The sequence below is a fragment of the Pseudomonas sp. NPDC096917 genome (assembly GCF_044762555.1).
In the GTDB taxonomy this organism is placed as follows: Bacteria; Pseudomonadota; Gammaproteobacteria; order Pseudomonadales; family Pseudomonadaceae; genus Aquipseudomonas.
Window position 1 is genome coordinate 155257 of the sequence record NZ_JBIWEO010000013.1, and the last position, 10030, is coordinate 165286.

The 10030-nt window shown below is 53.1% G+C and carries 13 protein-coding genes and 1 pseudogene; 5 read left to right on the forward strand and 9 right to left on the reverse strand.

Annotation, left to right across the window (positions count from 1 at the left end):
- Nucleotides 1–78 precede the first annotated feature (78 nt).
- From ACIQYF_RS16890 to ACIQYF_RS16915, 6 genes are all read right to left on the reverse strand, one after another.
- Nucleotides 79–1083 carry an ADP-ribosylglycohydrolase family protein gene (locus ACIQYF_RS16890; RefSeq protein ID WP_402864082.1) on the reverse strand — a complete coding sequence of 335 codons (1005 nt, stop codon included), beginning with the start codon at nt 1081–1083 and terminating at the stop codon, nt 79–81.
- Complete coding sequence (locus ACIQYF_RS16895; protein WP_402864085.1) at nt 1080–1793, reverse strand: GntR family transcriptional regulator; 714 nt, start codon at nt 1791–1793, stop codon at nt 1080–1082. Before ACIQYF_RS16895 ends, ACIQYF_RS16890 begins: the two co-directional genes overlap by 4 nt.
- A 158-nt stretch (nt 1794–1951) precedes the next feature.
- Nucleotides 1952–2398, reverse strand: coding sequence for an NUDIX hydrolase (locus tag ACIQYF_RS16900; protein ID WP_402864088.1), 447 nt, complete (start codon nt 2396–2398; stop codon nt 1952–1954).
- Nucleotides 2399–2400: 2 nt separating this feature from the next.
- Nucleotides 2401–3090: an endonuclease gene (locus ACIQYF_RS16905; protein ID WP_402864091.1), complete on the reverse strand. Its 690-nt coding sequence runs from the start codon at nt 3088–3090 to the stop codon at nt 2401–2403.
- Nucleotides 3091–3094: 4 nt separating this feature from the next.
- Nucleotides 3095–3346: a DUF1654 domain-containing protein gene (locus ACIQYF_RS16910; protein WP_402864094.1), complete on the reverse strand. Its 252-nt coding sequence runs from the start codon at nt 3344–3346 to the stop codon at nt 3095–3097.
- A gap of 205 nt (nt 3347–3551) precedes the next feature.
- A complete protein-coding gene (locus tag ACIQYF_RS16915) occupies nt 3552–4631 on the reverse strand; it encodes an asparaginase (RefSeq protein WP_402864097.1) in 1080 nt (359 codons plus the stop codon).
- 277 nt (nt 4632–4908) lie between these two features.
- Here ACIQYF_RS16915 and ACIQYF_RS16920 point away from each other — a divergent pair.
- Nucleotides 4909–5052: pseudogene (locus ACIQYF_RS16920) on the forward strand (substrate-binding domain-containing protein); the annotation flags it as partial.
- A gap of 59 nt (nt 5053–5111) precedes the next feature.
- On the opposite strand, the gene ACIQYF_RS16925 reads toward ACIQYF_RS16920, so the two are convergent.
- Entirely contained in the window at nt 5112–5312 is a 201-nt protein-coding gene (locus tag ACIQYF_RS16925) for a hypothetical protein (protein WP_402864100.1), read from the reverse strand.
- Between the two features lie 161 nt (nt 5313–5473).
- Here ACIQYF_RS16925 and ACIQYF_RS16930 point away from each other — a divergent pair, with 161 nt between their 5' ends.
- Both ACIQYF_RS16930 and ACIQYF_RS16935 read left to right on the forward strand, forming a co-directional pair.
- Entirely contained in the window at nt 5474–5779 is a 306-nt protein-coding gene (locus ACIQYF_RS16930; protein ID WP_402864103.1) for a hypothetical protein, read from the forward strand.
- Nucleotides 5780–5941: 162 nt separating this feature from the next.
- Nucleotides 5942–6253 carry an I78 family peptidase inhibitor gene (locus tag ACIQYF_RS16935; RefSeq protein ID WP_402864106.1) on the forward strand — a complete coding sequence of 104 codons (312 nt, stop codon included), beginning with the start codon at nt 5942–5944 and terminating at the stop codon, nt 6251–6253.
- 70 nt (nt 6254–6323) lie between these two features.
- Here the strand turns inward: ACIQYF_RS16935 and ACIQYF_RS16940 are convergent, their stop codons facing one another.
- Both ACIQYF_RS16940 and ACIQYF_RS16945 read right to left on the reverse strand, forming a co-directional pair.
- Nucleotides 6324–6536, reverse strand: a complete 213-nt coding sequence (locus ACIQYF_RS16940; RefSeq protein ID WP_003179963.1) for a cold-shock protein — start codon at nt 6534–6536, stop codon at nt 6324–6326.
- 280 nt (nt 6537–6816) lie between these two features.
- Entirely contained in the window at nt 6817–7128 is a 312-nt protein-coding gene (locus ACIQYF_RS16945) for a hypothetical protein (RefSeq protein WP_402864111.1), read from the reverse strand.
- A 363-nt stretch (nt 7129–7491) separates the two neighbouring features.
- On the opposite strand from ACIQYF_RS16945, the gene thrS reads away from it, so the two are divergent.
- Both thrS and infC read left to right on the forward strand, forming a co-directional pair.
- A complete protein-coding gene (gene thrS / locus ACIQYF_RS16950; RefSeq protein ID WP_402864114.1) occupies nt 7492–9414 on the forward strand; it encodes a threonine--tRNA ligase in 1923 nt (640 codons plus the stop codon).
- On the forward strand, nt 9414–9965 hold the full coding sequence (gene infC / locus ACIQYF_RS16955; RefSeq protein WP_169835808.1) for a translation initiation factor IF-3: 552 nt from the start codon (nt 9414–9416) through the stop codon (nt 9963–9965). Before thrS ends, infC begins: the two co-directional genes overlap by 1 nt.
- Nucleotides 9966–10030 lie beyond the last annotated feature (65 nt).

Consider the following 10030-nt stretch of genomic DNA (forward strand, 5'->3'; position numbering starts at 1 on the left):
GAGGCGGATGTTGTCTTCCCGGGCACAGAGGTTTGGGCTCTGGTGAGACCTGGCGTGCTGCGGTCCTTCGCGGCTTTTTTATGCGGCGCGTAGCGTTAGCAACTGTTGTACCAATGGCTCCAGCTGCAGGTTGTTGACTGCTTTTACTTGCTGGATCAGAGCGCTCGGCCAATGTTCAAGGCCTGCACACGCGCCGAGCATGGCGCCGAGAATAGCGGCGAGTGTATCGGTGTCGCCGCCAATACTGGCGGCGATGCACAGCGCACTGAAACTGCTGAGGTTGCCACTGGCTACCCGTTGCGCAAGGGCAAAGGCGGCCACCACAGACTCTTGAGACGCGACTGAAGTGCCAATCACGTCGTACAGCAAGTCGCCGAGGTTGTCGGGGTTGCATGTATGACTGGCTTGTCTGGCCCAGCGAATGCGCGGCCCGATGCGGCCACCGGCAACCCAGTGGCCGTGGTGTTCTGCTATGTAGGCCATTTCAGTGCCCGCATTGAGCGCGTGTTGAAGTTTTTTGCCGTTTATTCCGCTTGAGATGACGGCAGCCACAGCCGCTGCGCTGGCAATGCCCAAGCTGGTGTTGTGAGTGACTTGACAGGCTTGAACCACCGTTTTCATGAATGATTCAGGCTGGCTGATATCAGCGGCTATACCCACCGGTGTGATGCGCATGGCCGCGCCGTTAGTCGTGCCATAACGCCCGGACTCTTCGGGGCTGTGGCCTGTGAGGATCATTTCGATAGCGCGTTTGGTTGACGGCCCCAGCAGGTCTTGCGAACCCTTGGCCTTCATCGCGGCTTCCCAGGTGATCAGACGATGCGCAAGGGTGTTGGGGTCGATAGTGCCGTTTCCATCCACCAGAAGTTGAGCGACCAGAATGGCTTGTTCAGTGTCATCGGTGATTGAGCCCCCAGGCATGCTCGGGGCGATGGGCTGGTCGGCTGGCGCATCTACCAAGCGAGTAATCGGACCAAAGCGGGTGAGGATTTGCACTCGGCTAAAGGACTGGGTCGGCATGCCTAGGGCATCGCCTAATGCCAGACCATAAAAGGCCCCGAGTGCACGCTCAATCAACTTCATCCCGGGGCTCCAAATGAGTGATACATGCGAAAGTGGGTGGGATCAAGCCAGCTTTCGACATGCTCCATGAGCCGCCCACGCCGGTCATAGGTGGTGCGTAAGGTTTTAATGAACACCGTGCTTGCAGGGCGACCGAGCAACAGCGCATCTTCTTCGTTGAGTGGCTCGGCACCAATCCACTGGTCGCCGTGATCGCCGATAAAGCCATAAGCGGCCAACGTGATGGTGAGTGAGCCGTCAATCATGCCGACTCGTGGCAACCCTTCAAGCCCGCCGGTGGCGGGTATGAATGAGCGCTCCAGGGAAATGGCAGTTCCATTGCTGCGGCGCCGACGACGTTCCAGCATGATGAAATGGCTCAGGCCAAATCGAAGGGTTAACTCTGGGCGTTCGACGGACTCAAGTTTGAGCTGTTCGGTATGGATCCGTGCGCCAGTGCTGGCCAGTGCTTGCGTCCAACCATTTTTCTGATCGAGCGGTATGCCGTCAAAGGTCACGACAGCGCCTCCCGTGGTGCGTCGAGCGATGTACTTGCGACGTTCCAGTTCTGTCAGCGCTTGGCGCAATGTGTTGCGATTGACACCCAGTTCTTGAGCCAACTGATCCTCATCGGGCAAGACGTAACCGTCTTCCATAAGCCCGTTTTCGATTTGGCGGACGAGCTCATTGACTACCTGTTCTTTCTTGTTAAATCGAGCTTGTTTTATCATCCCGAGAGTAATAGCTCAGGCTCTACTGTTCGGCAATAAATGAGTTCCATGAAATCTCATCTATTTGCGCGCCATAAACGATTTAACGAGTGGGAAATGACCTCGAGCCTTCCCCGTGGGAGGAAAGCGCAGACGTTGATATTCTATTTGCGACGTGTTCAAGGAAGGTATGAACCCAGTATCGACAGTAAGTCCTGGGGGAAAACCAGGGCCGATGTCTGTTGCAACTCTGTGCGCGACCACCAGGTGTGCTGAGTCATGACTTCGCGCTCCTGTTCTGTCCAGCCGCCATCGGACACCTGTTCAGCATCAACCCGAACCATGAAGAAGCGTTCTTCGGCTATTACCCACTGACCCTCCGGCAGTTGCATCTCAAAAAGCCGCTGAGCGAGCACTGGCCCCACGTCGTGCGCAGTCACCCCGACTTCTTCATAGAGTTCTCGAATGGCAGCCTGCTCAAAGGTTTCTCCAGGCTCCACTCCACCACCGGGCGTGGCCCAATATTCTTGGCCTTGCAGTGCTCCGTTCTTATGGGTGAAACGGAAAAGAAGCACACGATTTTCAGGACTTATGACAAGTAAACGGGAGGAGGGTCGTTGGCGCATGGCTAGTCACAGGCCTTGAGATTGACTGGGCCGACAAAGTCGTTGCCTTGACCCATGACGCAGGCCACGGCCTGGTTGCGTTGGCGCTCCCAGTTCTGGACCGGGTAAGTCTTGTTCCAGGCTGCGTACAGCTGCTGGTCCTGTTTGGAGAGGCGCAGGTTATAGCGCTTGCTCATGTACAAATAGGTGCGTGCAATCATGCCGCGAATGCGCGGACGCGGCATGACTTTTTTAGCCTTGAAATCGACTTGAGTCAGGCATGAGCCATATTGCCCGGTCTGTGTCGGTAGCCAGCCAAAACTGAAGTTGTTTCGATCGCCATTGACTTCGCCAATACTCGGCACCAGGTTGTGCAGGTCGGCTTCTGCCACTTTGTAGACCGGGTCGTTACGGGTGCAGTTCTTCCGCCCCCCGTTTTGCCAGCATTGACGCTGATGACCAATCTGCCAGGCAGGAACAATGTGTTCCCACTCGATACGCGCTGCGCGGTTGGCATTTTTGCGCGGTACGTAACCGCACGCTTTGAGATCAACGCGGTTGCCGGAGTATTTGCAGCCGCAGTAAAACTCTGTCGATTGGGGCTCGTAGAGTTTCCAGGCGATTTTCTTAGCTTCGCTGAATGTCTGCGGGGCTGTAGCGTGTGCACTTAAAGCAGTAAAGAGGCTGGCAAATGCCAGTAAACGAACCCTCATTGACTCAGTCTTCCTCTGGTACGGTCCAGAAAACATTGACGCCACCGCAATCACGGTGAGCGATAGTGACGTTATCGTTTTCGGAAATTTCTTCCAGCAAGCGCTCCCAGAATTCCGGGTTGTCATCTTCTTGCCGGTTCAGCACCGCCATCCTGTCTTTTTGAGCTTTAGGCGAGCTGATGATTTTTTGTATGCGCATGCCGAAAACTTCGTAGGGGCTCTGAAGGGTCGGTTCTTTCGCCGCTTTTTTAGCCATGATGCGATCCTTGGTTAGCTGTATGCGCATACAGTATTTAACTGCGAGAGATTTGGCAACTCTTTGAATATCTCTCACTGCCGGGATCGGACTGCGTTTTTTCGGTTTAGTGCGCGAACAAGAGGAAAATCAACAATATAGACCACTCATTCGGGCGAATGAGTGGTGCGATGCCAAGCGCCTAGCAGCGCTTGGCGTGAGGGTTTTAGTATTCCCAGAACATCCGTTGCAGCTCTTTGCTGTCTTGGGTTTTGGTCAGTGCAACCATGGCCAGGATGCGGGCTTTTTGCGGGTTAAGGTCATGAGCGACGACCCAGTCGTATTTATCGTCAGGCTGTTCTGCGTTACGCAGTACGAAGCCGCCGTTATTGACGTGGGAGGAGCGAATGATTTGTACACCATCCTTGCGCAACTCTTGCAGGGTCGGAACAACGCGAGACGAGACCGAACCGTTGCCCGTGCCTACGTGGATGATGGCTTTGGCGCCCGCTTGTGCCAGCGCTTTGTAGGCCGTGTCGTCAACGTTACCGTAAGAGTAGGCGATACCGACGTTTGGCAGGGTTTTGATGTTTTTGATGTCGAATTCAGAGTCCATGGTGTGGCGCTTGGCGGGTAAGCGGAACCAGTAGGATTTGCCTTCAACCACCATGCCCAGTGGGCCCCAAGGGCTTTTGAACGCCTCGGTCTTGATGTTCATCATTTTGCTGACATCACGGCCAGACTGGATTTCGTCGTTCATGGTCACCAGGACGCCTTTGCCGCGCGCGTCTTTGCTGCCGGCCACGGCCACTGCGTTGTACAGGTTGAGCATGCCGTCAGCGGACATGGCAGTGCCCGGGCGCATGGAGCCGACAACGATGATTGGCTTATCGGTCTTTTCGACCAGATTGAGGAAGTAAGCGGTCTCCTCGAGCGTGTCGGTGCCGTGGGTGATGACGATGCCATCGACATCGTTACTGTCTGCCAACTCGGCGACGCGGCGACCCAGTTGCAGCAAGTTGTCGTTGGTGATGCTCTCGGAAGCAATTTGCATGACTTGCTCACCACGCACGTTTGCTAATTGACTCAGCTCCGGAACGCCAGCGATCAGTTGATCAATACCCACTTTTGCCGCGGTGTAAGTTGCGCTGTTGGCCGCACTGGCTCCGGCGCCCGCAATGGTGCCGCCGGTTGCCAGAATGACCACATTCGGCTTGGTGGCGGCTTCTTGAGCTTGAACAGTAGGCAAGGACAGCAGAAGGGCCAAGGCGCCCGGCACAATAGTTTTCAAGATAGCTGTTTTCATTATTTTCTCTCTTATTGGTGAGCGCGCAGAGGTACAGATTGGCGCGGCACCTGCCCTCTCGAGGCAAGTGCTGGCCACATCAACGCACTATCTATGCCAAAGTTTGAAACGCTTAGTCATGAACTTAACTAATTGATTTTTAAGTAAATATTTCGGTTTGATTTTTTCTGGCATTGAGGGAGTGCGGATTTCCGAACGTTGACATTGTTTTCTGTTCGGAGACTCGACTGGGTAGCCGTTTGCCAATGGCTCTTTTGCGCGCAGTGCCTGAGGCCATGAGCGCAACATTCGCATGCCGGAGCAACTGCCAGTGATTGGCTTTTATGCTGTGCAGATCAGCCGTTATGTCTATAGGGAGCTTACGACGGTTGGGCAGTCGATTCTGCGATTGTGCGAAATGGCTGTACGGTTGTTATCGCGTCCGAGGTGTGCCCGATAGGGAGGCACACCAAAGAAATTGCCTGCACTGAGAGTGCGGTCTTAAACCGGTTTCGAGGGGGCGGTGTCTTTGTGTTTTTCGAAAACCTGGCTGACAAAAACGCGTGCGGCCTGAGTGCCAAGTTCTTTGACCAAGAGATCAATGCCGATGATGGCGAGCTCTTCAGGGCTGCTTGGGCTGTAGAAGCATTGCCCTTGAGGCCATTTGGCTTTGATATCTGCATCGAGGGTGACTGTTGTCATGGGTATCTCATGAAGGGGTGTCGAAAGCGAAATTTTAGCAAAATGTCATCCTGAGACGACCAGTAGAACAAAATTAATCGTGGTATCGCTCTCTCAGCGCCTTAACTTTCGCAAGAAGTCGCTGCTGCATGACACACTAGCGTTTTTTGTGGGGAGGCTGCATGCAGATTGATTTACAAAATCCCGAGAGCTTGACCCTTTCAGCGGTTAGCCAATTATTAGCCTCTGCCAGTGATGATGTGCACACTCAGTTGCGCGTCACCAAGCAGGGCATCGCTTATATCTCTTCAGGTGTGGTGGGCGGTGTCGATATCGATGGGCTGTTGTTCAGGCTTGAGACGTGGGCGGCAGGTTCGGGGTATGTCGGGAATGTTGCGGCCAGTGATGAAGTCTGGGTTATGCAGATTCTCAATGCCTTGAAAGAAAACTGGCCTAATCCGCCATTTGACTACATTGATGTCTATTAATCGTTTGTACATATTTGGTCACGATTAGGTGAGCGCAGTCTGTATTCAGTCGGGCAAAATCCCGAGCCCTAGGGTTGATCGGATTTTGCTGTAAGGCCCCATGCAACCTATCTGCGCAAAAGCTGTCGCAAAGGTTACGATTTTTCATCTTAAGGAGGCTTCATGTCTTGGAAGCTAGTGTCACTGGGTTCATTATTGGCAGTTGTAGCGCTGTCTGGGTGCAGCAGCACGAGCGACGCTGTTAAGGCTCCTGTGGCTGATGCCGGCCACACGCGTTGCGATGCCAAGGCAGCCGCTTTTGCAATAGGCCAGAAGGCATCGTCCAGTCTGCTGGAGCAAGCCCGTATCAAAGCCGGTGCTCAGAACGCCCGCATCTTGTTGCCACACGACGTGATGACCTTGGAGTACCGTTCTGATCGCTTGAATCTGAATGCTGATGACAACGCAATCATTACCCGTGTTAACTGCGGCTAAACACGCCTAGCGTTGTTTCAGGCATAAAAAACCCCGTCACATGGACGGGGTTTTTTTGTTCGCGGGAGATTTACTCCGGACGAACCTGTGCAGCTTGCATACCCTTTTGGCCTTTCTCAGCCACGAAGGAAACGGTCTGGCCTTCTTTCAGGCTTTTGAAACCGTCGCTTTCGATAGCTTTGAAGTGTACGAACAGGTCGTCACCGCCACCTTGAGGAGTGATGAAGCCGAAGCCTTTTTCATCGTTGAACCATTTTACGGTGCCGGTTTGGCGATTAGACATGGTGTATCTCCAAGAAACTTATATTTTCAGTAGTACTGTGTTGCTCAGGCCAACTGGGCACACTTGGCTATCATAGTCGAAATGTGAAGTTTGGGAGCCCCCCTGAGCCTCAGATTGACGCATTATTAGCTTTTGCCCAATCTTTAAAATGCCTGAGAGCCCCGTTTTATGGGGCTTTCAGGCCGGAAATGGCTTTAAAAAAAAGCAGCAAATGAGACGTCTTTTTTAGATCGGATTGGTTTTCGGGCCGTATTTGCCTTGAGTAATAGCTTCGTACACCTTATTTCTTGGGCTGAGGCGCAGCTCGGCACTCTGCGATTACATCCAGTGCTTTCTGCTGAAGAGGAGGGTTTTTTGCTCCGTCCGGACCCATCAGCTCTTTGATTTGAGCGGTCGTAAAGTTCTTATCGATTTTATCTGCGCCACATGAGCAATGTGATTGAGCGGCTTTTTCGCCAATTTTTGGCGCCGCTGCGGCCGTGCAGTCTTTCATGTAGCTGGCTTTCAAATCCTTGGGCCAGGCAGCCTCAGCGCTCAAAGGTAGCAGGAGTGCCAATGGTGCTGCGAAAGCCAGTAGGTGAGTCATGCGCATGTGATGCTCCTTGTGATCGTTAATTGCGAAATGATTTCACTCATTATCTGAGGGGGTAATCAAGCTCAAGTTCATCATTTTGCGAAATTAGCCTGGCTTTTAGGCGTGAGTGAGAGGGGGAGCGCAGTGCCAAGGCATCTGTGTTAGCATGCCGCCCTTGGCAGTTTTCTGTAAGTGCATGCTCCTTGAGCCGCGAAGCAGAGCCATTAACCTTTTTGATTTGAACTCCAGTCACTCTGGTTCGGTTTCCGGTTGGCCGCAAGGCTCCTGCCACTGTGAGGCAGGCATACCACCGAATCGCGTACTGGCTCATCCCAACCCACGTGACCTTTGGTAGGGGTCACCACTAGGAGAGGAGGCGCCATGCCAACTATTACTCTTCCCGACGGCAGTCAACGTTCATTCGATCATCCGGTCTCTGTTGCCGAGGTCGCTGCTTCAATTGGCGCAGGTTTAGCCAAGGCTACTGTAGCCGGCAAGGTCAACGGCAAGCTGGTTGATGCCTGTGACTTGATCGAAAATGATGCCACCTTGCAAATCATTACGCCCAAGGATGAAGAGGGGCTGGAGATCATTCGTCACTCTTGCGCTCACTTGGTCGGCCACGCAGTCAAGCAGTTGTACCCTTCAGCCAAAATGGTGATCGGTCCTGTTATTGATGAAGGCTTTTACTACGATATCGCCTATGAGCGTCCGTTTACTCCGGATGACATGGCTGCTATCGAGAAGCGCATGCAGCAGTTGATCGAAAAAGACTATGACGTCATCAAGAAAGTGACGCCGCGCGCTGAAGTGATCGAACTGTTCTCTGAGCGCGGTGAAGACTACAAGCTGCGTCTGATCGAAGACATGCCGAACGAGCAGGCCATGGGTTTGTATTTCCATGAAGAATACGTTGACATGTGTCGTGGTCCTCACGTCCCTAACACACGCTTTCTCAAGTCATTCAAACTGACCAAGCTGTCAGGCGCCTATTGGCGTGGCGATGCCAAAAACGAGCAGTTGCAGCGTATTTACGGCACTGCCTGGGCTGACAAGAAGCAGCTGGCAGCCTATATCCTGCGTATTGAAGAGGCTGAAAAGCGCGATCACCGCAAAATCGGTAAGCGCCTGGGCCTGTTTCATACTCAAGAAGAAGCGCCGGGCATGGTGTTCTGGCATCCAAATGGCTGGACCCTGTATCAAGTGCTTGAGCAGTACATGCGTAAAGTACAGCGCGAGAACGGCTACCTGGAGATCAAGACTCCTCAGGTCGTGGATCGCAGCTTGTGGGAAAAGTCCGGTCACTGGGCTAACTACGCTGAAAACATGTTCACCACTGAGTCGGAAAACCGCGATTACGCGATAAAACCGATGAACTGCCCATGTCACGTGCAGGTTTTTAACCAGGGCCTTAAAAGCTACCGTGAGCTGCCATTGCGCCTGGCTGAGTTCGGTGCTTGTCACCGTAACGAGCCGTCGGGTGCCTTGCACGGCATCATGCGTGTTCGCGCCTTTACTCAGGACGACGCACACATTTTCTGCACTGAAGAGCAGATGCAGGCCGAGTCCGCTGCCTTTATTAAGCTGACGCTGGATGTGTACGCAGACTTCGGTTTTAAAGATATCGAGCTCAAGCTTTCGACTCGCCCTGAAAAGCGCGTAGGTTCCGATGAGCTGTGGGATCGTGCTGAAAGTGCCTTGGCTTCAGCACTTGATAGCGCCGGTTTGGCTTATGACCTGCAACCGGGTGAGGGGGCCTTCTACGGACCGAAGATTGAATTCTCTCTAAAAGATTGTCTTGGTCGTGTGTGGCAGTGTGGTACTCTGCAGCTCGATTTTAACCTGCCGATCCGTCTTGGCGCAGAATATGTGTCTGAAGACAACAGCCGCAAGCATCCCGTTATGCTGCACCGCGCGATCCTCGGATCGTTCGAACGCTTTGTCGGCATTTTGATTGAGCATTACGAAGGTGCTTTCCCCGCGTGGTTGGCGCCAACTCAGGCAGTGATCATGAATATCACTGATAAACAGGCAGAATTTGCCGCTGAGGTTGAAAAAACTCTCAATCAGAGCGGCTTTCGTGCCAAGTCTGACTTGAGAAATGAAAAGATCGGCTTTAAAATCCGCGAGCATACTTTGCTCAAGGTTCCTTATCTCTTGGTTATTGGAGATCGGGAAGTCGAGATGCAGACTGTCGCTGTGCGTACACGTGAAGGTGCTGACCTGGGCTCGATGCCCGTCGCGCAATTCGCTGAATTCCTCGCACAAGCGGTTTCCCGGCGTGGTCGCCATGATTCGGAGTAATTATTATTAAGCGTGAAATGAGACAAGATAAACGAGCTGCACCGAAAGCCCCGATCAACGAGAATATCTCTGCACGCGAGGTTCGGTTAATCGGAGCTGAGGGCGAGCAACTTGGCATTGTCCCGATCGAAGAAGCGCTTCTTAAGGCTGAAGAAGCCAAACTGGATTTGGTGGAAATTTCCGCTGATGCAGTACCCCCTGTTTGCAAGCTGATGGATTACGGCAAGTCGATCTTCGAAAAGAAGAAACAGATTGCCGCAGCGAAGAAAAACCAGAAACAAATCCAGGTTAAAGAAATCAAGTTTCGTCCAGGGACGGAGGAAGGGGATTACCAGGTAAAACTGCGCAACCTGGTACGTTTCCTGAGTGATGGGGACAGGGCCAAGGTATCGTTACGATTCCGCGGCCGTGAGATGGCCCACCAGGAGCTGGGTATGGAACTGTTGAAGCGGGTTGAAGCTGACCTGGTTGAATACGGGACCGTCGAACAGCATCCTAAGATGGAAGGACGCCAGCTGATTATGGTCATCGCCCCGAAAAAGAAGAAGTAACCACCAGGGCACGGCAGGCCTTGCGGTTATGTTTATCAACTGAATGCGGAGTATCCGAACATGCC

Excerpts from the sequence above, each read along its gene's own strand:
- ACIQYF_RS16915 (WP_402864097.1), bottom strand. The coding sequence starts at position 4,631 with ATGAAAACAGCTATCTTGAAAACTATTGTGCCGGGCGCCTTGGCCCTT.
- ACIQYF_RS16935 (WP_402864106.1), top strand. The coding sequence starts at position 5,942 with ATGTCTTGGAAGCTAGTGTCACTGGGTTCATTATTGGCAGTTGTAGCG.
- ACIQYF_RS16905 (WP_402864091.1), bottom strand. The coding sequence starts at position 3,090 with ATGAGGGTTCGTTTACTGGCATTTGCCAGCCTCTTTACTGCTTTAAGT.
- ACIQYF_RS16940 (WP_003179963.1), bottom strand. The coding sequence starts at position 6,536 with ATGTCTAATCGCCAAACCGGCACCGTAAAATGGTTCAACGATGAAAAA.
- ACIQYF_RS16900 (WP_402864088.1), bottom strand. The coding sequence starts at position 2,398 with ATGCGCCAACGACCCTCCTCCCGTTTACTTGTCATAAGTCCTGAAAAT.
- ACIQYF_RS16890 (WP_402864082.1), bottom strand. The coding sequence starts at position 1,083 with ATGAAGTTGATTGAGCGTGCACTCGGGGCCTTTTATGGTCTGGCATTA.
- ACIQYF_RS16895 (WP_402864085.1), bottom strand. The coding sequence starts at position 1,793 with ATGATAAAACAAGCTCGATTTAACAAGAAAGAACAGGTAGTCAATGAG.
- ACIQYF_RS16925 (WP_402864100.1), bottom strand. The coding sequence starts at position 5,312 with ATGACAACAGTCACCCTCGATGCAGATATCAAAGCCAAATGGCCTCAA.
- ACIQYF_RS16945 (WP_402864111.1), bottom strand. The coding sequence starts at position 7,128 with ATGCGCATGACTCACCTACTGGCTTTCGCAGCACCATTGGCACTCCTG.
- thrS (WP_402864114.1), top strand. The coding sequence starts at position 7,492 with ATGCCAACTATTACTCTTCCCGACGGCAGTCAACGTTCATTCGATCAT.
- ACIQYF_RS16910 (WP_402864094.1), bottom strand. The coding sequence starts at position 3,346 with ATGGCTAAAAAAGCGGCGAAAGAACCGACCCTTCAGAGCCCCTACGAA.
- ACIQYF_RS16930 (WP_402864103.1), top strand. The coding sequence starts at position 5,474 with ATGCAGATTGATTTACAAAATCCCGAGAGCTTGACCCTTTCAGCGGTT.